Annotated in this window: 23 protein-coding genes; 21 read left to right on the top strand and 2 right to left on the bottom strand. The window is 56.6% G+C overall.

Annotated features, from left to right (window positions below):
* Positions 1-107 precede the first annotated feature (107 nt).
* The 18 genes from RIV12_RS08970 to RIV12_RS08895 all read left to right on the top strand — a co-directional run bounded on the left by RIV12_RS08970 (position 108) and on the right by RIV12_RS08895 (position 18,651).
* Entirely contained in the window at positions 108-449 is a 342-nt protein-coding gene (locus RIV12_RS08970; protein ID WP_309323276.1) for a hypothetical protein, read from the top strand.
* 922 nt (positions 450-1,371) lie between these two features.
* A complete protein-coding gene (gene cpaB / locus RIV12_RS08965) occupies positions 1,372-2,181 on the top strand; it encodes a Flp pilus assembly protein CpaB (RefSeq protein WP_309323274.1) in 810 nt (269 codons plus the stop codon).
* Positions 2,178-4,082 (top strand): response regulator, encoded by a 1,905-nt coding sequence (locus RIV12_RS08960; RefSeq protein WP_309323272.1) that lies wholly within the window; start codon positions 2,178-2,180, stop codon positions 4,080-4,082. The genes cpaB and RIV12_RS08960 overlap by 4 nt, the downstream gene beginning before the upstream one ends.
* On the top strand, positions 4,070-4,486 hold the full coding sequence (locus RIV12_RS13175; protein ID WP_428978927.1) for a TadE/TadG family type IV pilus assembly protein: 417 nt from the start codon (positions 4,070-4,072) through the stop codon (positions 4,484-4,486). Before RIV12_RS08960 ends, RIV12_RS13175 begins: the two co-directional genes overlap by 13 nt.
* Positions 4,487-4,497: 11 nt before the next feature.
* Entirely contained in the window at positions 4,498-5,763 is a 1,266-nt protein-coding gene (locus RIV12_RS08955; protein WP_309323270.1) for a TadA family conjugal transfer-associated ATPase, read from the top strand.
* Complete coding sequence (locus RIV12_RS08950) at positions 5,760-6,686, top strand: type II secretion system F family protein (protein WP_309323268.1); 927 nt, start codon at positions 5,760-5,762, stop codon at positions 6,684-6,686. Before RIV12_RS08955 ends, RIV12_RS08950 begins: the two co-directional genes overlap by 4 nt.
* Before the next feature lie 4 nt (positions 6,687-6,690).
* Positions 6,691-7,587 carry a type II secretion system F family protein gene (locus tag RIV12_RS08945; RefSeq protein ID WP_309323266.1) on the top strand — a complete coding sequence of 299 codons (897 nt, stop codon included), beginning with the start codon at positions 6,691-6,693 and terminating at the stop codon, positions 7,585-7,587.
* Positions 7,580-8,761: a sensor histidine kinase gene (locus tag RIV12_RS08940; protein ID WP_309323264.1), complete on the top strand. Its 1,182-nt coding sequence runs from the start codon at positions 7,580-7,582 to the stop codon at positions 8,759-8,761. The genes RIV12_RS08945 and RIV12_RS08940 overlap by 8 nt, the downstream gene beginning before the upstream one ends.
* Positions 8,762-8,777: 16 nt before the next feature.
* On the top strand, positions 8,778-9,410 hold the full coding sequence (locus RIV12_RS08935) for a response regulator (RefSeq protein ID WP_309323262.1): 633 nt from the start codon (positions 8,778-8,780) through the stop codon (positions 9,408-9,410).
* A 162-nt stretch (positions 9,411-9,572) separates the two neighbouring features.
* Complete coding sequence (locus RIV12_RS08930) at positions 9,573-9,833, top strand: Flp family type IVb pilin (RefSeq protein ID WP_309323260.1); 261 nt, start codon at positions 9,573-9,575, stop codon at positions 9,831-9,833.
* Positions 9,834-10,037: 204 nt separating this feature from the next.
* Complete coding sequence (locus RIV12_RS08925) at positions 10,038-11,594, top strand: OmpA family protein (RefSeq protein ID WP_309323258.1); 1,557 nt, start codon at positions 10,038-10,040, stop codon at positions 11,592-11,594.
* 72 nt (positions 11,595-11,666) lie between these two features.
* Positions 11,667-12,290: a pilus assembly protein TadG-related protein gene (locus tag RIV12_RS13170; protein WP_428978928.1), complete on the top strand. Its 624-nt coding sequence runs from the start codon at positions 11,667-11,669 to the stop codon at positions 12,288-12,290.
* 809 nt (positions 12,291-13,099) lie between these two features.
* Positions 13,100-13,426 carry a hypothetical protein gene (locus RIV12_RS08920; RefSeq protein ID WP_309323256.1) on the top strand — a complete coding sequence of 109 codons (327 nt, stop codon included), beginning with the start codon at positions 13,100-13,102 and terminating at the stop codon, positions 13,424-13,426.
* Positions 13,427-13,476: 50 nt separating this feature from the next.
* Complete coding sequence (locus RIV12_RS08915) at positions 13,477-14,184, top strand: hypothetical protein (RefSeq protein WP_309323254.1); 708 nt, start codon at positions 13,477-13,479, stop codon at positions 14,182-14,184.
* Positions 14,181-15,185, top strand: a complete 1,005-nt coding sequence (locus RIV12_RS08910) for a hypothetical protein (RefSeq protein ID WP_309323252.1) — start codon at positions 14,181-14,183, stop codon at positions 15,183-15,185. Before RIV12_RS08915 ends, RIV12_RS08910 begins: the two co-directional genes overlap by 4 nt.
* A gap of 811 nt (positions 15,186-15,996) precedes the next feature.
* Entirely contained in the window at positions 15,997-17,505 is a 1,509-nt protein-coding gene (locus tag RIV12_RS08905) for a hypothetical protein (protein WP_309323250.1), read from the top strand.
* Between the two features lie 325 nt (positions 17,506-17,830).
* Positions 17,831-18,253, top strand: coding sequence for a hypothetical protein (locus RIV12_RS08900; protein ID WP_309323248.1), 423 nt, complete (start codon positions 17,831-17,833; stop codon positions 18,251-18,253).
* Complete coding sequence (locus tag RIV12_RS08895) at positions 18,253-18,651, top strand: hypothetical protein (protein ID WP_309323246.1); 399 nt, start codon at positions 18,253-18,255, stop codon at positions 18,649-18,651. Before RIV12_RS08900 ends, RIV12_RS08895 begins: the two co-directional genes overlap by 1 nt.
* Here RIV12_RS08895 and RIV12_RS08890 read toward each other — a convergent pair.
* The gene (locus RIV12_RS08890) at positions 18,635-19,072 is read right to left on the bottom strand and encodes a DUF192 domain-containing protein (RefSeq protein ID WP_309323244.1); all 438 of its coding nucleotides are present in this window, start codon (positions 19,070-19,072) and stop codon (positions 18,635-18,637) included. The two genes, RIV12_RS08895 and RIV12_RS08890, sit on opposite strands and share 17 nt — an antisense overlap.
* Positions 19,069-19,899 (bottom strand): A24 family peptidase, encoded by an 831-nt coding sequence (locus RIV12_RS08885; RefSeq protein WP_309323242.1) that lies wholly within the window; start codon positions 19,897-19,899, stop codon positions 19,069-19,071. Before RIV12_RS08885 ends, RIV12_RS08890 begins: the two co-directional genes overlap by 4 nt.
* A gap of 460 nt (positions 19,900-20,359) precedes the next feature.
* Here RIV12_RS08885 and rpsL point away from each other — a divergent pair, with 460 nt between their 5' ends.
* The 3 genes from rpsL to fusA are packed head-to-tail and all read left to right on the top strand — an operon-like array spanning position 20,360 to position 23,391.
* Positions 20,360-20,734 (top strand): 30S ribosomal protein S12, encoded by a 375-nt coding sequence (rpsL, locus tag RIV12_RS08880; RefSeq protein WP_003786082.1) that lies wholly within the window; start codon positions 20,360-20,362, stop codon positions 20,732-20,734.
* The gene (gene rpsG, locus RIV12_RS08875; protein ID WP_003786052.1) at positions 20,734-21,204 is read left to right on the top strand and encodes a 30S ribosomal protein S7; all 471 of its coding nucleotides are present in this window, start codon (positions 20,734-20,736) and stop codon (positions 21,202-21,204) included. Before rpsL ends, rpsG begins: the two co-directional genes overlap by 1 nt.
* Positions 21,205-21,249: 45 nt before the next feature.
* Positions 21,250-23,391 (top strand): elongation factor G, encoded by a 2,142-nt coding sequence (gene fusA, locus RIV12_RS08870; RefSeq protein ID WP_309323240.1) that lies wholly within the window; start codon positions 21,250-21,252, stop codon positions 23,389-23,391.
* Positions 23,392-23,505: the final 114 nt, after the last annotated feature.

Below are 23,505 nucleotides of genomic sequence, written 5' to 3'. Positions count from 1 at the left end.
GCTTGCCCCTACGTGTTGGGAACCTTGTCGTTGTCACGGTAGTTGGGGCGGCCGGCGTCATCGCGGTGCCTCGGTGGCATCCACTGATTGACCGTTCGATCCACCTGGTGTCATCAGTGGACCTCCCCCTGGTCTACGTCGTCGATCTGGTGTGTGGGCTCGTGGTCGGCTGTGCTGGCATCCTGCTGCTTGGACGACTGCACCGAGTGACCGACCGCGGACTCAAGGCGGCTCACGTCGTGGCCTACGCCGCCTTGATCCCCGCCGGGGCTGCCGGCACCTGCGTCTTCGCAGGTCTCGATGTCGATGCCGCCCTCCTTCAGAACATGACAGTTGTGAGTCTCGGTGTGCTGCTGTCCATGACTCTGCTTCGGCGTCCTGCTGCTGCTCGTGGAGGGCGCGCATGGATGGATCGTGGAGGGCGCCTCGACGATGGTGCTGGATACTGACCGGCAAGTTATTGTGAGGACCCTCTCAGACGTTCAGTCTCCGCTCAGATAACGGTTCGGTTACGCTGAACTTGTTGTTCCGGCAACTAGCGGGCATATGGCCTACACATTGATTCCCATTTCAATCACATCCCGCAAGGAGAGAACAGGTGATTCTAGTCTCGGGCTTGGAAGTGGGCGACCCCATACCGCCGGGCTGCTGGGTGGTGTCGTCACTCGATGAAGCTGTTGAATCGGTGTCGTCTGTTCGTGGTGACTCACTCCTTGTCTGCACTCGAACTGAGGCATCACGCCCCTCGGTTATGACCCGGGAAGTGATAGCGCGTGACGATCTGGCGATGGTCGTGAGCCAGGGGCCACCTACGCGGCAAGCGCTTGTCCTGAGAGCTCTGAGCATGCTTCCTCCGACCTCCTACGGGTTGGCTCAGCATGTTGCGGATACTGTCGGTGCTCGGTGCTGGACGCGAGTCGCTCTGTCATCGGTCTCAAAATTGTCGCAGGCACGTCCAGGACTCGGGCAGCACATCAGGAGCTTCTTCCCGGGGGCGTCTTTCGACGTTGACCTCAACTCAGGCAAAGTCCGGTCGTCTTCATCAATCATATGGGACACCAATGGAGCGAGGGCGATCTGTTGGGCGTCCGGCGCCGATAAAGCAGCGATGAAGGTCTCCGTCACTGGAGGATCACCTCATGTCGTTTTGTCGCCAACTGGACCGTCTCCGTACGGTGCGCGTCGATGGGCTGAGCTCTCGGTCGTTGAGGATCTTCGCGCGTCCGTGGGGTTTGCCCTGAGTTCTGTTCAGGCTGTGGCGTGCTCGAGCTGTGGGCGCCTGACCCCTCGCACCGGATGCCCATTTTGCGGTACGTGGAAGGCAAGCGCATCTAAACCCCATTCATATTCTATGGCTGAGAGGCATGTTTCATGAATCCGAGACAGCGACGTGGAGTTCTTCTCCTTCTGGTCACCATTCTTGGTGCGGCACTGACGTTCGTCGGAATTGCGGCATATGTCAATTCAGTGTCCTCTCAAGTGGGGCCGATGGTAAAAGTGCTGAAACTGACGACGCATATTGATCCGATGCACCCCATTGCTGATAAGGATGTTGAGGTCGTTGAACTGCCGAAACGATGGGCTCCGGTCAATGCAGTGTCCTCCTTCGGGCAAGTGGATGGTCTCGTGAGCGTCGGTTCTTATGATGCAGGAGCCGTCCTTCAGAAAGGTATGCTTACCGAGCGCCCTGGTCTTGCTGAAGGAAACCGCGAAGTTGCCATCATGGTGGACGCAGAAACTGGCGTTGCTGGACGAGTCTCGCCTGGGGATCATGTTGATATCGTGGCCACGGTGGAGGATCAAAGCACTAAACAACGAAAAGCTCAGGTCATTGTCCAGAACGCGTTGATCATCAATGTTGGTGTTGAGACGACGGTCGAACAAGAAAACTCGTCCGGCTCATTCTCGGAAGGCAAGGCTATTCCTGTCACTTTCTCGCTATCGACGAACGATAGCTTGAAGGTGGCATATGCTGAAAGTTTCGCCGTGAAACTGCGTCTTGCGCTGAGGGGAACAGGAGACTCTCAGCCGTTGACGGAGGAGCAGTCGGTATACGGAGGATCAGGAACAGCGAGTTCAGGCGACCAATCCTCCCCCAATGGAGGCGGCGGCGCCGCCGCCAATGAATCTCAGCCGAGCACCCCGCCAAACAACAACGAACAGAATGGAGGGCAGCGATGACTAATATCCTTATCGTCACATCTAATGCAGAGACGACCACATCAGTTGCAGCCGTCCTGTCGGAATTAGATGGATTCTCCGAGCCATTGGTGCTCGGGTCAGCGGCACAAGCGCGTCTGGAACTTCAGAAACACGATATTGATATCATCCTCGTCGACCAGTCCGTCCAAAATGGCGAAGGAATTGCGGTCGTGCGTGAAATCGCCGCCTTGGAGCCGCTTATTCCTGTCTGTCTATTGACGCCCTACGATGACGCTGACTCAGTGTTGAAAGCTGTCGATGCGGGTGCGCGTGCGATTCTGCCGCTGCCACCATCAGTGGAGCGCTATGCGGAGCGCCTACGCTCACTCTCAGCCTGGGCTCGTGCGGCGAGCGGTCAGGTGGCTAGCGAGCGAGAGGCATTGAACCGAACCGTAGGAAGAATGGTTGTGGTGCTCGGCGCCAAAGGCGGCGTCGGTACTTCCCTCATTGCTCTGCTGTCAGCTAAGGAGACCGCGTCTCGCGGGAGGACGGCGTTGCTGGACTTTGACCTCCGACAAGGAGATCTGGGGTCGTACTGCGGTATCCGAGTACGGCACTCCGTCGTCGATCTAGTTTCGGTGGCGGCTGAGATCGGAAATCGAGAACTCTCGGAAGTCGCGTACCCGGTGCGTTCCGGAATCGAGCTATTCCCCGCGCCGGAACACAGTGAAATTGGTGAAGACGTTACCGAAGCGGCATCGCGTCAGATCCTCCAAGCAATGCGCTATCAGTATGAATACATTATCGTTGACGGTGGTTCCTATATCGACGAAGCCACTGCTGCAGCGCTTGATCTCGCTGACGTCATCGTCGTTGTAGCAACACCAGACGTGCCGGCATTAAGGGCAGTCCGGCGCTTGAAAGAAACGATGGAACGACTGGGACTCGCACAAAGCACGCCGATTCATGTAGTCCTGAATCGCACGTCGCGTCACAATGAAATCCAGCCGGCCGGTGCAGCCAAGTTAGTTGATAGTCCGTTACTCGGTAATCTTCCAGAAAATGGCCCTCGGCTGGAACCTGCGATTAACGCTGGCCAGCTTTTGGACGCCGACTATCCGGAGCTGCTCTCCATTTCACGTGCAGTAGGAGCACTCCTCTATCCAAGTTCTCCTTCGATGTCCGCATCTGAGTTCAATGGTGCCACTACGCCGATGGCAACGCCACACTCGATGTCATCAAGGCGCGACAGTTCGAAACGTAAAGAAAAGCGTCGCAGGTTCACAAGAAAACGGGCTGCCACCGTGGAGGAGGCTTCAACTCGAACCTCTGATCATCAAGCAGTACGTACCCCTCCTGTGCGCGCTGAAGTGCAATCCAACATGTCAGCAAGCTCAGGCAACAGAACCTTGGCGTCTGCGGGTGCTGCCGCTGTACCGGAAGGTGCTCAGGCGCCCGAACTGTCTCATCTACCGTCAACACCCGCGCCGTTGCCCCCGTCTTTACCGCCCCGCAACACGAATGGGGTACCTCAGGCGTCGCAGATTCCAGCGCAACGTCGTAGCAGTACGACAGGGCGTACTCCGTCCTCACCCGGCCAGGCAAGACCACATGAACATGGCGCCACCGCCGTTGAGTTTGCAGGGATATTTGTCATTGCAGCTGGATTCATCATGCTGTGTCTCGAACTGCTTCTGTTTGGAGGTGTATCGCTTGTTGCTCATAATTCGGCGCAAGAAGCAGCCCGCAACTACGCCGTCGGCATGTCGGATAGGCAGGTCGAACAGGCCGTGGCAAAGCGTTTACCTGATGGGTGGGCTTCCAGGATGAGCATCGATGCAGTACATGACGACAAGGTGAAAGTCAGCATTGACGCGCCTGGGCTGATGCCAGGTCTCAGACCGGCTCAAGCTACTGCACGGATCACATGGGAGAAATGATGGAAGACAACGTGCTGGAGGCAGAATCTCCTTGTCGTGCGAGCAAGAAGAACCATCACGATCATGGGCAATCCGCGGTGGAAATGGCTGCCTTGGCGCCGCTAGTGCTCGCTGTGCTCCTATTCTTGATCCAGGGCATAGGCATCATGGTGGCCGCTTCCCAGGTACGTGACGCCGCTCGTGACGGTGCACGTGCAGCAGAACGAGGAGACTCAGTGACGAAGGCGGTACATTCCTCGCTTCCGGAATGGATCGAGATAGATTCGATTACTGCCTGCGGGCGGGGCTGTGTGAAGGTATCAACGAAAGTTCCGATAGGTGTCGCAGGTATTCTTGAGTTTACGCGCTTTTCTATGAGTGACGAAGCAACCTTTCGGCCGAGATCGGGGGTATCATGGCTCTAAAGGACAGGGCGTTGCGCTCGGAAGTTAAAGACGATAACGCCGAGCTCATCAAACGATTTAGGTCTCGCCTTCTTGAAGAGATCAACATTGAAGAGATCTCGGGACTTGACATGCCTCAAAAAAGGGCGAGGCTGGAACGGGTGCTGGCCCGAATTCTGTCATTCGAAGGGCCAGTGATGTCGACGCGCAATCGTGCTCGACTCATTCAAAGAATCGTTGACGACACTGTTGGCCTGGGGGTGCTAGAGCCCTTGATTTCGGACCAAAGTATCACGGAGATCATGGTCAACGGAGTTCATAATCTGTTTGTCGAACGTAATGGTCGGATTGAGCGCATTCCTTCAGCGTTCACGTCAGAAGAAGAATTGTATCAGACCATCGATCGGATTGTGTCGACCGTTAATCGGCGGGTGGATGAATCGAGCCCAATGGTGGATGCAAGGCTTGTTGGAGGCGAACGCGTCAACGTCATCATTCCTCCACTTGCGCTGGATGGTCCTACGATGACTATCCGCCGCTTCCCGAAGCCTTTTCGCATGCATGATCTGGTCGCGAAGGCATCGTTGCCGGGTGATGTCGCAGAACTTCTCGGAGCTATGGTCCGAGTACGATTCAACATCCTTGTTTCTGGAGGAACTGGTACAGGCAAGACGACCTTTCTGAACGCACTGTCCGGAATGATTCCCGATCATGAACGTATTATCACGATCGAGGACTCAGCCGAACTTTCGTTGCAGCAAAGCCACGTCGTGAGACTAGAAGGACGCCCAGCGAACACCGAAGGAAAGGGTGAGATATCGATTCGTGATTTGGTCAGAAACTCACTGCGAATGCGGCCAGATCGAATTGTTGTTGGTGAGGTTCGCGGCGGCGAAACGATGGACATGCTTCAGGCTATGAACACCGGTCACGAGGGATCGTTGACGACTGTGCATGCCAATTCTGCGCGAGATGCCTTGGGACGATTGGAAACATTGGCAAGCATGTCGGATCTTGAGCTGCCGGTTGATACTATCCGTGATCAAATCAATAGTGCTATTGACGTGATCGTTCAGCTTGAGCGCGACTCAAAAGGCGTGCGGCGTGTCCGCCAGATTGAAGCGGTGACGTCCGAGCGGCGGGACGGATACACTACAGAACCGATCATGCGTTATGTGGAGCTTCCACAAGTCGGTCGGAATAATTTTCGCCTCTTCCGACTTCCCGACGTCATTTCATCGAGAATTCATGGCAGAGGCGAGTCCATTCCAGGCTCTTTTGAAAGAAGCGCGCTGTGAGTCTTTCTGTCAGGGTGATTTTTGGCCTGCTCATCGCGACACTGGCCTTCGGTGTGTGGGGTATATTCGTCATCGGAGACGAGGCGGCAAGGCGACGCAGCTTATGGGACCAGGCCGTTGGTACTCATGTTGGTGGGTCAGCTCGCTTCAGAAACCTCGAATCGAGACTCGTGCCGATGTTTCCGTTGAAGTATGTTGCGAGTAGAATGTCTGCTGCTAATGTAACATGGTCTCCGTTGCTCACGGTCATGTCGTTAGCGGCATGTATGGGAGGAATTGCCTATCTCGGTCAAGCGATACTCGGTAAGATTGCCAGCAGCCTTATCGCAGTCGCCATTCCTTTTGCCTTCGCCATCTGGTTGAAGCGGAAGGCCCTGCAAAGGCGAGAGAACTTCATTGCTCAGCTTCCGGAAGTTGCCCGGATTATCGCTAATGGAAACGCTGCGGGTTTATCGGTTGGGCGGTGTTTGGCTATGGCAGGACGAGAGATGCCAGATCCGGCAGGTGAAGAGCTGCGCCGCGTTGCTCAAGAAATCAATTTGGGTCTGACTACGGATCAGGCGATTGGCGAATTGTCAAAGCGATTGCCGTCCCGCGAAGTCGACGTGCTAATGAGGACGATCATTATTCAGTCGCGCGCGGGTGGTGCGCTCAGCGAGGCATTGACAGGGATTTCACAAACACTTGAAGATCGAAAAGAACTTCGTCGGGAAGTGGGTACCGTCATTCTGGGGGCATCAGTCGCCGGATATGCAGTCATGGGAATAGGTGTTGGTGCAGTAGTTCTACTTAACCTTCTCAAACCTGGCGCTCTGGATGGCATGGCAGGTTCCATTGCCGGGCAGATCGTTATGGGCATCTCGGCCACTCTGTATATAGCAGGTGCATTACTCATGCGTCTGGTCTCGAGGATCGAAGTGTAGAACCATGATCGCAATATTATTCGCCACCATTGCAATGGCGCTCGTACTGTGTTGTGCACAATCATTACGGATGCTACGTGCCACACTGGTTGAAGATCTCATCGCAACCGAAGACAAAAAAGGGTCAGAAGGGGAAGTGAGGACCTCCCCATTTACCAGGCTTGTTGATAGGCTTGGGCGAATCGCGAACTCTATTCTACTGGGATTCTACGGCGAGAAGAACATTAGGCGCTTAGCCTGGCGGCTTCGCGCCGCTGGGCAGCCATCAACCTTCACCGCAAAAACGTTTATTCAACGTGAGGCGGGATTCGTAACCCTTGGAATCTTACTGATGGTCATCGCTGCACTGAACGACCAATGGCTGTTTGGAATCGTGATTTGCCTCCTGTTCGCTGCGTGGATGCATGCGTGGCTGGTGCTAACTATCAGAGCCAGACGATCTCAGATTGAGAACGCGCTCCCTGATTTTCTCGATGTTCTTTCCGTGACCGTTGCGGCTGGGATCCCTTTTCGCGCCGCGCTGCAACGTGTAGCAGAGCAACATTCGGGATCTCTTGCGGAAGAGATGCTCACGACGCTTCGGGAAATGCAGTTGGGCGTTTCCAGACGGGAGTCGCTTGAAAATCTGCGGGACAGAATTAACGCCGATAGCGTTTCCGCATTTGTTACCTCACTCTTGCAGTCAGAAGAACTCGGTTCTTCAATTGAGGACTCTTTAAGGCAGATCGCGGCAGAAGTGAGAAGAGAACATGCTCAGCAGGTCCGGAGACAAGCCGCCAAAGCACAACCAAAGGTGTCATTAGTGGTTACAACATTCATCGTTCCCGGGGCAATAGTACTGATCGTTGGCGCCATGCTTCTGGATAACATGGATTCGTTCTTAGGGTTCTTCAATGGCTGACGGTAAGATTGCGCAGGCCGCACTGGCTCCCACGATACGGCTACTTAGTAACTTTCGTCTCGTTGTCGTCGTCGTTATGGGAATTGTTTGCTTCACCGGGGAGCACTTCGGTTGGATCCTAGCTATTGCCCTTCTGACTATACCTCAGAACATCGTTTTGTTATTTAAATGGGGTCGTCCATCGGCGAAAATGGTGGTCGGCGCCTACTTCACTGTTTGGGATTCTGCGGTGGTGTCATGGATGCTCGTCGTCAGTGTTGGACAAGCAGAGTACATACTGTCGTTGGTGACCGCATATGTTTTGCTGTCCTCATTAATTCTGGGAATGCTTGCCGGCAACCGGTCGCTGATAGCGTGGTGGATACCGGTTATGGTCGCGTTGTTCTGTATCGGCTACCTATTCAACAGCGTGATGTTTGCCTTGCTAATATTCGCTGCAATCGCACCTTTGATGCTGATGGGAAAACGATTGACTCGTCAAATGGTACAGGTGGAGGCTTTGGCTGCTGACGTAGTCGAAGCTCGTTCTCGGCAAGCTGGCGCCGAAGAGCGACTGATTCTTGCGCGGGATCTTCATGACACGGTCGCAAAGTCAGCGGCCGGGCTGCGAATGCTGTCCGAAGCTCTACGTGATTCGTTGTCAGGTTCTCAGTATTACCAGGAGGCCAATCAGCTATTCGACGCGGCTGCCGCTCTCAGCCTTGAGTCACGAGCGGTTCTGGATGAACTTCGGTCGTATCCGACCAATGACTTGGTTCAACTCATCAAGCAGGACGTTGTCACATGGGGGAATCGCACGGGAATTCCGATTCATTTGAAGTGCGACGGCGCATCCGCGCGCTTCACTCCGGCGGCGACCTGGCAGACGCAAAGAATCGTTGGCGAGCTACTTTCAAACATTGAGAAACATTCAGAAGCAAACCAGGTCTGGTTCAGTGTCAATTGTACAAACCGCCTACTGTTTACGGTCGAAGACGATGGGATTGGGCTTCCGAAGGCAATTCTGGACGACATTTCTAACCTTCAGGGTTCGGGCCATTACGGGCTGTGTGGACTGAGAGAGAGAGTTGAGTCGCTCGAAGGGCGAGTCAGCCTCATGAAAGGATCCAAGGGAGGAACGATGGCGCGAGTGGAAATGCCACTGAATACCGAAATGCTTGACAGTATGAACTAGTACGGAAGGTTTCACGATGAAGGTTCTTGTGACCGACGACAATACCATTGTTCGGATGGGGCTGAGTAAACTGTTGCGCGAAGTCGCCGAAGTTGACGAGATCCTCGAGGCCAGCAACGGTGAAGAAGCTATCGAAATCGCAAGGAACTTATCGCCCGATATCATTCTCCTTGATGTAAGGATGCCCAGAATGGGAGGGCTGGAAGCGCTTCCGGTTCTAGTTGACTACGCTAAAGTAATTATGCTGACGTCATCGGACGATCCGGAAACCATATCGTCTGCTATGGAACTTGGAGCCACTGGATATCTGGTTCATGGAACTATAGGAGCGGACCAAGTCTCCGGCGCTATAGCTACTTGTGTGCAAGGAGGACTGGTGCTGGGACCGGAAGCGGTGTCTCATGTGTCTCTGCGAATGACAGGAAAGGCACCAGAGAGAAATCCCTTGGAGAGCGTGTTGACTGAACGGGAGTCGCAGGTGTTGGAAGCGGCTGCGCAGGGAGAGAGCAATAGGGAGATTGCGGCGAAGCAGTTCCTTTCTCCGAGAACGGTGAAGAACTACCTCAACTCTGCCTACGTCAAGCTTGGTGTCCATACACGTAGTGAAGCGATTATAGCTTGGCGTGAGGCGAACGCCTCTGACGTTTAGGTGGACTTCAGGGCTGCTCTTGGGGCGACCGCCCCTATGAGCGAAGGTGGCGGGAACTATAACATGGGATTGTCATTGGGAACAGGATAGTTCCCACAGTCACCTCCGGCATGTAATTCGAATTGGAAATGCATGTGGGAACGCAATCGGAAGGAATAGACAATGTCGGACTCGATTCTCGCGGCCCAGGTTCGCGCCAAGATCTTCGTCGATGATATGACGGCTGGCGTGAAGAACTTCTTCGCCTCAGAGAAAGGGCAGGGTGCAGCAGAGTATGCCGGTCTTATCGCAATCGTTGCCCTCCTCGTTCTTGCTATTGCAGGCGCTGTCAAAGACGTTAACGTGCAAGATAAAGTCAAGGGTCAGCTCGAGAAGATCCTCAATGCTGGAGGTGGTGGCGGCTTCCCCTTTTTCGGTGGCTAATTAGAAAGTTTCTAGCATCAGCGGTCGGTGTTGCAGTTCAGTTTTTCGGACGCAACACCGACCGCGCATTTTGTGTGAGCGTCGCAGGAAACATAGCGAAATGCTAGGAAACTAAGCTGCTTGCTTTGCGAGAACCTTCTTGATGCCACTGCATGAGTATGGTAGGCTGAGCATAGACGGGTTTCGATAGAGAATGAGGACTCTGTGCACACCTACCGCATTTCTAGGAAAGCTTTCGTCTCTGTTCCTGCATTTGCCGGAATGCTCGCCTGCATGTGCGCTTGCGATATTCACAAATCTCCGGGTTCGAAGGCTAGCGTTGAAGTTTCAGGCAGCGCAACCTCCGCTTCCTCAGGACCCCATGGTGGCGTTGTTTTAGAAGCCTCGTGGAGCGGAGTGGATCTCTCGGTTGAAGCGGGCCCTGCCGTGCAGAAGAACAATTACACTGTTATTCGAGTGAGTTTTCTGATGTCCCGCAGCGCCCAGCCTTCGGCAGATGCTCTGTCTCTCAGTAGAGTATTTAGCGAGGGGTCTGATCCTGATACAATGCTGGGTCTGCGGATGCTGGACTTGGAAAACAGTCTGATTTACCCACAGTTAAATCAATCCTCTGTCATGGCAGCCGGATCGCTCAGCAAAAAGAAGCCCATCGAAATATTTCCGGTCTTCTCTTCGGTAGGTAGTGACACTCAGGTTGTACAACTATTTTTGCCCAGCATGGGAATAGTTAGCGTCCCGGTGGTCAAAGAATCGGACGTTCAATATTCCGTTGATAGGATTCTGAATGACGCAAAACTTCCTAATAAAGACATCGCTCCGTTAAAGTTGGATAGTATCATCCAAACAGCTGACGGGTCGTCGGATACGAAGGAGGATGAGAAGTCGACGACGGTGACGGTGGCCGGGGACGTCACGTTCGCGACCGACTCCGATCAGCTCTCGGCTCAGGCTGACAGCGTGCTGGCGAGTGTGGTGGAGCAGATCAAGAAGTATCCTTCTGGTGGGGATCTGACGATCACGGGTCACACTGATGATGTGGCCGATGATGCGCACAACCAGGATCTGTCGGAGCGGCGGGCCAAGGCGGTGTCGGATCGGCTCAAGAAGCTGACGGACCTGTCCAAGTGGAAGGAGTCGGTCTCGGGCAAGGGGGAGTCGTCTCCTCGGGTGCCGAACGACACCGATGAGCACCGGCAGGTCAACCGTCGTGTGGAGATCACTCTGACACCCTCGAAACCCGCCGAAGCCAGCGCTTCACCGAGCGCGATGCCATCGTCTCCTACACTTCCAAAACAGTCAGGACCAATAGGGAAGGGCTCTGACGGCGTCGATGTCTCCATCGATGGAAATACGGTACATGTTTCTATGGAACGCGCTGTTCGGGCGGGAAGGTTCTTAATGGGAACCTTAATGCTTGACGTTGACAAGGAAGTCAGCATTCCTGCAGCGGCATTCTCAATGCCCAACTCCGTTCAGGACAAGTACTGGCCAATCTCTGCGCTCGCCGTGTGCAGTTTGACGCTCCTTAGTCACGGACAGTATTATCTTGAGGCGAGCTATTCGAACGCTGCAGGTGATGCGGCTCCAGTATCGAATAACTTCGTCTACTCGCTTCACCCGGGTGCGCCTACGAGATTGCCCGCCGTTTGGCCTGATCCGGGGGGTGACAGCGTTGTTCTCGATGTTCCTCCTGGAGAAAATAGTGCGGCGCATCAACGACTTTTTTTCCGTCTGACCGACATTCCCGTCGTCGACTCTTAAAAGTGGAAGGGATGCCGAGTGAATCACTTCATAAGTGTCTGCAATGACCATTTTTTTTCTCAAATAAGGAAGATGCGATACTCGCACGCAAACGAAGAAGGCGCAATTAGCATGCTGTTCGTATGCGTCATCGTCGTTATCTTGGCTATTGGGCTTGTTATCATCTTTCCGGTCGGAGATTCTATCGCTGATCGGCGAAACGCCAACACCGCAGCGGATTCGGCGGCTCTCGCTGGGGCAGGTTACTGCGCTGACAAGCTCGAGGCGGCATATGAGCGGGCAAAGTACGCCCCAAACGGTAAACTTTTTTGGAATGAGTTCGGCAAGCCTGTTGCGAGTTACTGTCGGGGAATGGTGTGGGAAGCCTCTCGATATGCTAGCAAAAACAACGCCTCTCTGACTTCGTTCTCTGTCTTGAATAGGTCGCGTTTTCAGGCGTCCGTCAAGTTGGCGGACAACATTGCGGACACTGACCTGAAGTCGAATTCGAAAGCTATCGCTGAAGTAGTTCCGTCGAAGGGTGTTTGCATTAAGAATGATAAACTCGGAGTGCAATTAGGGTCATGGTGTCAGACTACGCCTACGGACGTCTTGGGAGCGACGCCCGCTGAACTGGGCAAGGTGGTGCCTAATCCGCCGAAGCCACCGATCCTAGCTCCTGAAGCGGTTGTCGACTCTCGGCTCGTCGGCACATGATGTTAAAGGTTAAACGTCGGCGTCTTCGAGCTGAGCCAGGCATTCGTGGCTATCGTGGGATTATCGTTGTTATTACTCTCATTGGACTGGTTGCCGTACTTGCGTTCACCGGAATCTTTCGACGCGGGTTGTGCGTTTTAGATTCTGCATCCTGCCCGGGTAATATGTCGTCGGTACCTACGGCGAAGAATCTCGACCCTGGTGAGCTACCTGCACCTACAGATGAACGCGCGGTCAACAACGGGGCCGGCGTTGGAACCGTACCACCGGGTTCACGCACGCTTGCGCGAGGGAAGACGTCTGTTGTTTCTGGTGGTCCGCCTCCCTCTCAGAATGACTTGTGGGGAGATCCACGTCAGGCAGGCGGCGACAACAAATCGCCATGGGAATCCCCAGTGTTTTTGCGCATAGATAAGGCTCCTTGCGGTACTGCAAGCACCGCTCCATGCGACGCATTTCCGGAACTTCGCACTGATTCAACGGCAGAGCAGACCCAAGGAGCTCCGCGTCTATCACTACTTGGTCTGGATCCCTACCTCGGAGAGGAGGGGGCAACGAACGTTGTCGATCTGACGTTGCCGAGCGAGAAGAGTATTCCATCTCGGAAGGACGCGAGCGGTGACAAGATATTGCTGTACAGAAACTCTCAACGTTTACGGGACGGACTGACAACCGAGACGTGGACATGGCAGAAGAAGGAAAGTAACAGCTCCGATCAACTAAAGATTGAGCGTACACGTGAGGGTATTCTACATTCATTCACTGCCGTCCGCGTGACTCAGTCATCTGGTCAACTCAAGGTGACTACGGTGAGCATGCCGGTCCTCGACTCGACGAAAGATGCGCTTGATGAACTATCGTCCAGTCTCATGTCTGGAAAGCTGGATCTACCCGATGGCGTTTTCAACCCGGTCGCACCTGCGAGCATGTCCGACGAAATGGTAGTTCGTCTGGCAAAAAAGGTGGGGCAGGTGACTCGTGAAACGCGGAATCCAGGAACAGGCTTCAGTGGATTGACTCTCGAATCTCTTCGCAATGACCCTGGTCTAGTTAGCAGCTCGACTCCTGTATCCAAGGAAACACTGTCGGCTCCAGATAAGACCGGCAAACGAGCTTTCACCTCGGCATCTGGATAAAAATAGGCGACTGGTGTGGATTGCGAGAAGTGGTAAGCAGCCTTATGGTAATGAGAAAACTATCGCAGATGCGTATGCAAGGAATCGCCAGCGGTACGTTGGTGGCGCTTTCGTTGGCATCATGCTCAATCATTGGTCCGTCTGGATCGCCTTCGACTACACCTACAGCCGGCCGCGAGTTGCCAACTAAAACTCAAACGGTTGGAGAACTGACGTTAGAGATTCCCGACTCCTGGGAAGTCGGGAATCAGAAGTCCACTGGTTCACCGAGCGGCGAGTCGACGGCTCGAATGTGGGACGTCGTGATGACCGATCCTCACGGCGACAATTTTCCGACGCTGACCATTAGTGGAACTTTTCCTGCTGAAAGTCCGGAGCAGGCGGCTGAAGTGTCGCAGACATTACTCATGTCGTCTCTGCCAGATTATCGTTCTTCCAGTTCAATGGCGTTGCCCGGAACGAACCTCAAAGCCTGTGCGTCAGATAGCCCATCTCAGGACCCTACGACGTCGGAACCAAGCACAAGCAGCGGCGTAGAAAGTCAGAACAAGTCTGCTCCTGACAGCAAGCAGAGAGTAGGAACGAATGGCTGTCAGTTCATTCGGTCGTCGTACTTTTATCAACGCGATAATCGAGAAACGCAGGGGATGGCATGGACTGTGCCTGTGCTTCACGGCTACGTTGTTGTCGCGTTACTCAAAGCAGACGACTCCGTAGCTAACCAACTGGAGTCGTCGATTGCCGACGGGGGATCATGATCGAGACTGTTGTACGTAGACGTGGCCTATTTTCTTTGGCGGCTACGACACTGATTGGTGCCAGTTTTAGCGGATGCTCTTTAAGACCAAGCGTCGCCTCGCAGGGTTGGAGCAAAGTGCTGGTATCGGAAGCCTACATTCCGGTGCGTAGCGATTGGCAGCATTCCGTGGCTCCCGATCAAGTCTCGCTGTTCTCCGAGATGTGGATGGAATCGGCAGGTTCACCTTATCGACTGATTGTAGGCAGTCCGACATCTGTTTCTGACCCTCAAGCGACGGGCGCCGAAGTCAATGCTGCGCTGCGTTCTGTTCTGTCTGGATACAGTGTAACCACTCAGGAACAAGTCATGGAACGCGATAGCGCAACGATAAGATTTTGTGATTTTGCGGCTGAACCTGAGTTCGCGAAGCAGGGACGATTCTGGGTTGTACACAACAAGGCATCTTCCGTCTGCGCGGCTCTTATGGCCGCAAATATGAATGAAGAGTATCAAACCGTCATTACGGAAGGGCTGTCGCTCCTTGAATCTGACGCACCAGCTGTCCCCGACGGTTGGGCAAGGGTCGGCAGAGACAACATCACATTAGCGGTTCCTCGGGACTGGAGCGTTAATGGAGCTCCATCCCACTCAAAGCGTTGGAAGGAAAGCTGGGCAGATGCGGATCTAGATGGATCAACTCGAAGTCGCTTGCTTCTTGCATCAAATCTCGGAAAAACAAAGATCGTAGACGCCCTTGCTCAGATCGAATCTGATTCGATAGCGGGAGCTCTGAAAGGATATAATCGTCGGAGCGCTCCAGTCGTAGCAAAGGTTCGTCAAGACAAGGTATCTGGGACTCGTGTAGATTTCATATACGGCACTTCGAAATCTCAGGGGTCGCTGTGGGTGTTTGAAGCTGGTGGTGTGACTAGTGCGGTGTTACTAACGTTTGCCGATAAGTCGAATGCTGATACAGTCGCAGTGGTGGAGAAGAGCATATGGTTCAACAACATCGGATGAATGTCTCTCGCCGGCGGGTTGTCCTTTCGGTGTTTTATTCCTTACCGCTAGTCGCATGTAGTAAAACAGGTTCCGGACGCGAAGGGGACGACCAAGCGACGATCCAGCAAGTTGGAAGTTCTGATTCTCCTGTCTTGGGCGCTCCTGACGTCATAGCCGCACCTATTAAAAGCACAGGGCAACTTGTTCAGCCAATCACAGGGATAGGGATCAATATACCCACTGATACATCTGTGCTTATGCCGGAGAAATTGGGGGATGGGCGAACATCTGTAACCTACGTGTGGCCTGCCGACAATGCCTGGGGATACCTTACGTTAGAAGGTCCAAAGTCGTTCCCGGTTGGGAACGACGCTGAAGCGACGAGGAAGGCGGTAGATGCGGAACGTGAAAGACTCATTACCGCGCTCATTACGCCGTCAGAAGCTCGTAGTTTGACCTGGCCCGGTTTTTCACAATGCAGCCAGGTGACATGGACTCAAACTACAATTCCTCCTGGGTGGTCAGAGCAGACACAAGTTGATGCACTGGCGCTGTTCCTTGTCGATCGATCTGGTAGGACATACACCGCTGTAGCTTACGCCTCTCGCGAGCAGTTGGTGCCATCATCATCGGCGCTCTCTACGCTTTGCAGCGTTACTGCTCTGTAGATTAGGTTAGTTTCGCACCTATTCTTATCTGGGTGGGTACTTTCGGTTGGCTGGGGGGTTGACGCTTTGGGGCGCCCTTGGGGCGGTCGCCCCTGTTCGCTGTGAGTGGGCAATGGTTTACTTGGGTAGAGTAGCCAAGAAGAGTAGGACAGGACTGGGTTATGAGACTTCGCCGAGTGCATAGACAAGAAAAGGGGCAGAGTACACTCGAGTACGCGGCCATTCTAGCGATTATCGCATTTATTATCGTGGCTTTAATGGTCATGGCTACGCCTATGGGGCGCAGGATTACATGCCAAGTGCAGTCCTCTCTCGATAAGATACTGGGCGGAAACGGCGGAGCGTGTTCGTCGGCGGATGCTAAGGCCGAAGAGGATAAACATAAACCCAAGGGGCCGTGCGTTAAGAAGGAGTCGTCACGAGAGAAGAAGGTGAGTGGTACCTTCTTCGTCGAGGTCCAAGGTGGCGGACGCATTAAGGTCGAAGAAATGAGTGACGGTACGTACCGAGTCACTGAGACGGGAATCTTAAGGGCTTCGTACTCATTCTCCGCCCCAGAGATCTCTGGCACCCTCACGTACGATGGTCAGACCCAGAGTCAGGATTTCGGCAAGGATGATAATACTAAGGCCGAGGGTAAGGAAGGAAATAAGGAAGACAAAGGCGGTAAAGGGGATAAAGGAAAAGGGGACAGTAAGGACGGCGACAAGGGGAAGAAGGGCCTGAAGCCCAGTGGTAGTGCCGAGGTGGGAGCCTCCGGAGAAGGATCCAGGGTATTCACGGTAGGCAACAAGGAAGAGAAGGATAAGCTTGTCGATTACTTGCAGAACCAGGTGGATAACACCACTTTAACAGCTGCTTACCCTCCAGTAGGTGCGGCGAAGACCGTTTGGGACTGGGGCTGGGATAATTCTGGAGCTCGCACGTACACGCCTCCGCCGCCCACCGAGTACTCAGTGCAGGCCGGAGCGGATGGTACCCTCGAAGGCAATGTCAATATGGGACCAGTCAGCGCTGGTGCATCAGGTACCGCATCTGCTGCTCTCGGTGCCACTTTCCACAAGGACGGCGGCGCGACATATTTCTACTCTGCGGCTGCTGAGGTTGGTGCGAACGGCAAACTTCAGTTCGCCAACGTCGAAGGGCCGTCAGCTGACGGGAAGGCGAAGGCGAAGAATATTATTGCGGTTACCGTAGATAAGGAGGGTAAACCCACTAAGATGAACGTGACTACGGCGCTCGACGCTAAGGGAAGTACCTCAGGGGGCGATGTGGGAAAGTTGGCGGAAGTCTTGGCGGGTAAGGACCCGGCGGCGCATTCAGGAGAAATTGGGAGAGTGTATAGTGACGAGATCGATATGACTGATCCTCGAGCTGCCCAGATTGGCTTGAACTACATGGCCGAAGCCGGCATTCCCGCTTACGGACTAGCAAAGATGGCTACGGGTGATAGTGCTATCGAGGATTTTTATCAAGAAGCTCATGCTAATGGACAGTCGACCAGGCGAGAAATGACCACCGATGACAAGACGAACTTCGGAATCGGATTCAAGGCGAAAGGCGATGGTTTTAATTTTGGTGCAGGTTACACTGATACAACTAGTAATGTGAACTACCAGAACAGTGAGTACTGGAACGGAGAGCAATGGGTTAAGTGGGAAGGATGCTGAGATGGTTTTCGGAAGCGACTTGCGCTGCAGTCTCGATAGAAGGTCTATGCTGGGGATGGGTGTAGTGGTTGCAGTGAGTGGTGTTTTGAGCGGATGCTCGGGAAGTACGGAGTCGGCGGATAGTAGTGCTTCGGCAAGTAAGCCGGCGACGCCGTCAGGCGGTTCTGTGTCGAGTGCGGCCGCTTCGCCGACGGTTCCTGAATGGCGGCCAGCTTCTGAGCTCTCAGTTGCTCCCGATCTACCATCTCGGGGAGTCAAACAGACATCACCCTCCGGCAAGAGCGCGTCTATGTATGGGATGACTTTGACGTTACCGGAGGTAGCGGTGAGCGAGGAGCAGACCAACCAACAGGGTCTCCCGGTCACCACAATCCGACTTGCGGGACCTCAAGAGGATCTTCCTAATTTCGTTGTCACATACATTAAAGAGGCGGGTAAAACTCTCGATGACGAAACACATCTTCAGGAAGCGCTACTTTTGGGACCGGGGCGCACAGATACTTATGTCATGAGAACTCCGGAGAAATGGATGATGGGGCAGAAGGAAGTTCCGGCGTGCCTCATGACCTGGAGTCATCGAGAGCAGGGACGCGATGGCTCGACCATCGAGAGGGATAATGCCGCTCTTTGGATTACGAATGATGCTGGTGGGTACTGGAGAATTATCGCGCACGCTCCAGTTGGCCAGCTCAAAGAGGGGGGCCCAACATGGCAGGCCATGCTGAGCGCGAAGGTGGAGAAGGCATAATGTGGAGTTTCTTCAGAAAGCGTAACATCGCTGGCATCAGCGTGCTGTCCTTTTTCACCTCAACGGTGCTCGGCTTAGTCGTCGCGCTGGTTCCTGACCTGGCCGATGCGAGTGGGGCAATGAGTGGCGACATTCTCTCGCCGTATGTGCTGGTTGAACTTCTGAGGCAGTTCGTGGTTTCAGCGATCGGCTTGCTTCTGCTGAAACGCGGCGGGCGTTTGACGGCTCGTTGGATCGGTTACGTTCACTGCCTCTTCTACGCCATTGGCGCTTCGCTGCTGTTACTTGCGTTTCAATACTTGACTCTCGGCCAAACCAACTGGGCTATGCTGACCGAGGCGGCGGTCTTACTGATTGGTTCTCTTCTCGGTGCGTTGCTGATCAAGCCCCGCTTGTAGGGGATTGGTGAGCCGCTCCTTCGCAGGTGCTGCCCTCGCGTATTCCGGCCAGCGCTGCGTGACCAGCCTCCATCTCGATCACTGAGTGTGCGCTGAAGCGTGGTGCCCCAAGGCGTCTCTGGGCAGCGGTGGTCACAGCCACTACGAGCCCTCGACGATTGATGTAGACGACATCAATGTCATACCGCATGCCGAAGGTGTGGATCCAGTTGCAGCGCTCGATCCACAGGGCGCCATGCAGCCCGTCGGTACCCAGGAGCCCAGTGTTGCGCTCTTTGCGCTTCCGGGCTCTCCACAACGGAACGTCCGTTACCCGACCATCGACAACCAGAACTTCAGGTGGTGCGCCGGTCGGTGCCCAGGTCGGAATCTTGATTGCCGGCGAGCCGCCGTTGCCGGCGCCGTCATTCTGTGCACTCATGCCACCGCGAGCATCCATGACAGCCAACCCCCTATCGCTAGATAGGGACCGAAGGCGATGAGCGTCTTGCGGCCAGCAAGCCGACTGATCATCAGCACGATCGCGATGACACCACCGATAAAGAACCCCAGAATGATGCCCATCGCGGCCTCGTCCGCCCCGAAGTAGCCGAGCCACAACCCGAGGACCGCGCAGAGCTTCGCATCCCCCAGCCCCATCCCGGATCCGGGAATCAGAACCATTGCTCCCACAATGACGCCTGCGCACACCGCACACAGAGCGGCCCGGAGGGCAATCCACGCCGCATCGGCCAGTAGCAACCCCGTTGCGACGTTGAGAGCGAGAAGCGCCAATGTCGCCGCGCCGGCCCACAGTGCCGCAGGGCCGAGAATGCGATTGGGGAGTCGGTGGCATACGGCGTCAACGCTGCACGCGGTGCCCAGCAGCGCCACGATCGGAAGCGCCACGATCACCTCGGCCCATGCGGCGCTGCGTGCCCCCCATGCGAGGGTCAGTCCGCACAGGACCGCTGCGAGGACGGCCTGTGAGGCGGGTGTCAGCAACCACCGCGCACGGAAGGTGGTCGGCTGGAAGGCGGTGCCACTGCTGGGGGAGAGCTTCGCGTCTGCTGAAGTCGCTTCGTTCGTGGGTTCCGCTCCCAGTGTGGGCGCGGTAGCTGCCGTGTTATCAGATGAAGTCGCCGCCTCTGCCTCGTCCTGCTCAAGATCGGACACGTACTGTCGCGCGAAGGCGGAGACTCGGCGGGCTACGACCGTGACGGTCGCGCCACCAACGGCAATGGTGGCCAGTAATGCAGGGACGTTCACCGCCACACTCTCGCACGTTTGCCGCATTCTCGGCATGGGGCGGGCGCCCCAATCTGCGGCCCCGAGACCCTTATCCCGCAGAGTGCTCACCATCCTTACGTGTCCAGCACCACGCCTTCTCCGTTGGTCCTACCCTGGCGCCCTGATGTGACAGGCGGGTAGCCTGGCCGGCGGTGCCCGCAGACGGGTCACCGCATCTCCATTCCGTTCCCAGCGACGTCGGCTCCGGCTCGGCCCCTCACGGCCCGCCGGCTCTGTTCGACATCGTGACGCGGGTCTGCCGCGGCGGGAACCGACGGGCCCCTGACTGCGGGGCTCCGGACGTCGTCATCGGGTCATCCCGATCCCGGCGGGCCGGCCCTCTCCGCGGTGGCGTGCGCCGTCGAGCCACCGATGGGGGAGCGGCCCGGCACGCAGGCAGCAGCCAGATACAGACTCACGTCCCAATGGAGAATCAGTAGTGCCTACCATTCAGCAGCTGGTCCGCAAGGGCCGCTCGACGAAGCGCTCTGCGTCCAAGACGCCGGCGCTCAAGGCCAGTCCGCAGCGCCGTGGCGTGTGCACCCGCGTGTACACCACGACCCCCAAGAAGCCGAACTCCGCCCTCCGTAAGGTCGCCCGTGTGCGCCTGTCCACCGGTATCGAGGTCACGGCCTACATCCCCGGTGAGGGCCACAACCTCCAGGAGCACTCCATCGTGCTCGTGCGCGGTGGTCGTGTGAAGGACCTTCCCGGTGTCCGCTACCACATCGTGCGCGGCGCCCTCGACACCCAGGGTGTCAAGGGCCGCCAGCAGGCACGTTCCAAGTACGGCGCCAAGAAGGAGAAGAAGTAATGCCTCGTAAGGGTCCCGCACCCAAGCGCCCGCTCGTCGTCGACCCCGTCTACGGCTCGCCGGTCGTCACCCAGCTCGTCAACCGTGTCCTGCTGGACGGCAAGAAGTCCACCGCTGAGCGGATCGTCTACGGCGCCCTCGAGGGCGTGCGCTCCAAGACGGACCAGGACCCGGTCTCGGTCCTCAAGCGCGCTCTGGACAACATCCGCCCCGCCCTGGAGGTCCGCTCCCGTCGCGTCGGTGGCGCCACCTACCAGGTGCCCGTCGAGGTCCGCCCGGGCCGCGCCACCACCCTGGCTCTGCGCTGGCTCGTGGACTTCTCCCGCCAGCGCCGCGAGAACACCATGACCGAGCGTCTCATGAACGAGATTCTCGACGCCTCCAACGGCCTGGGCGCCGCGGTCAAGCGCCGCGAGGACATGCACCGCATGGCCGAGTCCAACAAGGCCTTCGCCCACTACCGCTGGTAGTGCCGGTAGCAGCTCCGTACCCCACTCGAACGAAGGACACCACCAGTGGCACTTGACGTGCTGACAGACCTCACCAAGGTCCGCAACATCGGCATCATGGCCCACATCGATGCCGGTAAGACCACCGTGACAGAGCGCATCCTGTTCTACACGGGCATCAACTACAAGATCGGCGAGACGCACGACGGCGCCTCGACGATGGACTGGATGGAGCAGGAGCAGGAGCGCGGTATCACCATCACCTCCGCGGCCACCACCTGCTTCTGGAAGAACAACCAGATCAACATCATCGACACCCCCGGCCACGTGGACTTCACGGTCGAGGTCGAGCGCTCCCTGCGCGTGCTCGACGGGGCCGTCGCGGTCTTCGACGGCAAGGAGGGCGTCGAGCCGCAGTCGGAGACGGTGTGGCGCCAGGCGGACAAGTACAACGTCCCGCGCATCTGCTACATCAACAAGATGGACAAGCTGGGCGCCGACTTCGACTTCTCCGTCCAGACCATCCGTGACCGCCTCCACGCCACCCCGATCGTCCTCAACTTCCCGATCGGCGCCGAGAACGAGTTCTCCGGCCTCGTCGATGTCCTGGAGATGCGGGCCATCCGCTTCCCCGAGAAGGACGCCGAGGGCAAGGACACCCGCGGCTCCGTCGTCGAGTACGAGGAGATCCCCTCCGAGCTCGTCGCCAAGGCCGAGGAGCTGCGCGCCCAGCTGGTCGAGACGGTCGCCGAGGCCGACGACACCCTCATGGAGAAGTACCTCGAGGGCGAGGAGCTCAGCGTCGCCGAGCTCAAGGCCGGTATCCGCAAGCTCACCGTGGCCGGTGAGGCCTTCCCGGTCCTGGCCGGGTCCGCCTTCAAGAACAAGGGCATCCAGCCCGTGCTCGACGCCGTCCTCGACTACCTGCCCTCCCCGCTCGATGTCCCCGACGTCGAGGGCCACGCCGTCGGTAACGAGGAGGAGGTGCTCACCCGTCCGGCCGATGAGAAGGCCCCCTTCGCCGCCCTGGCCTCCAAGGTGGCCACCCACCCCTTCTACGGCAAGCTCGTCTACGTGCGCGTCTACTCCGGCAAGGTCTCCCAGGGCGACATGGTCCTCAACGCCACCAAGGGCAAGAAGGAGCGCATCGGGAAGCTCTTCCAGATGCACTCCAACAAGGAGAACCCGGTGGAGGAGGCCCACGCCGGCCACATCTACGCCCTCATCGGCCTCAAGGACGTCACCACCGGCGACACCCTGTGCGCCCAGGACTCCCCGATCATCCTGGAGTCCATGACATTCCCGGACCCGGTCATCCACGTGGCCATCGAGCCCAAGACCAAGGGTGACCAGGAGAAGCTGAGCGTCGCCATCCAGAAGCTCTCCGAGGAGGACCCCACCTTCACCGTCTCCCTCGACGAGGAGACCGGCCAGACCGTCATCGGCGGTATGGGCGAGCTCCACCTGGACGTGTTCGTGGACCGCATGCGCCGCGAGTTCAAGGTCGAGGCCAACGTGGGCGCCCCGCAGGTCGCCTACCGCGAGACCATCCGCAAGAAGGTGGACAAGGTCGAGTACACCCACAAGAAGCAGACGGGTGGTTCCGGCCAGTTCGCCAAGGTGCAGATGAGCTTCGAGCCCCTCGTGGTCGACGAGGCAGCCGAGGCCGCCGACGGCGAGAAGGCGCACTACGAGTTCGCCAACGCCGTCACCGGTGGTCGCGTGCCCCGTGAGTACATCCCCAGCGTGGACGCCGGGGTCCAGGACGCCATGCTCACCGGTGTCCTGGCCGGCTACCCGATGGTGGACATCAAGGCCACCCTCATCGACGGCGCCTACCACGAGGTCGACTCCTCCGAGATGGCCTTCAAGATCGCCGGCTCCATGGCGTTCAAGGAGGGTGCCAAGAAGGCCTCGCCGGTCCTCCTCGAGCCCGTCATGGCCGTCGAGGTCCGTACTCCCGAGGAGTACATGGGCGACGTCATCGGTGACCTCAACTCCCGTCGCGGCATGATCGCCTCGATGGAGGACGCCGTCGGCGTCAAGGTCATCCGCGCCAACGTGCCCCTGTCGGAGATGTTCGGCTACGTCGGTGACCTGCGTTCCAAGACGCAGGGACGTGCCGTGTACTCCATGACCTTCGACTCGTACGCCGAGGTTCCCAAGAACGTCGCCGACGAGATCATCGCCAAGGTCAAGGGCGCCTGACGCCCTCGCACCGGGGTCCGCGGCGGCTGCACGCAACCGTGGCGGGCCCCGGCCCGGCGGTGCCCCTCGGGCGCCTACCGGGACCCAGTTCAGTAAGATTTCCAACATCCACCA

Source organism: Actinomyces stomatis, from assembly GCF_031292835.1.
Lineage (GTDB): Bacteria > Actinomycetota > Actinomycetes > Actinomycetales > Actinomycetaceae > Actinomyces > Actinomyces stomatis.
Note: the sequence above shows the minus strand (reverse complement) of the source record. Positions and strands in the feature narration are given on the sequence as shown.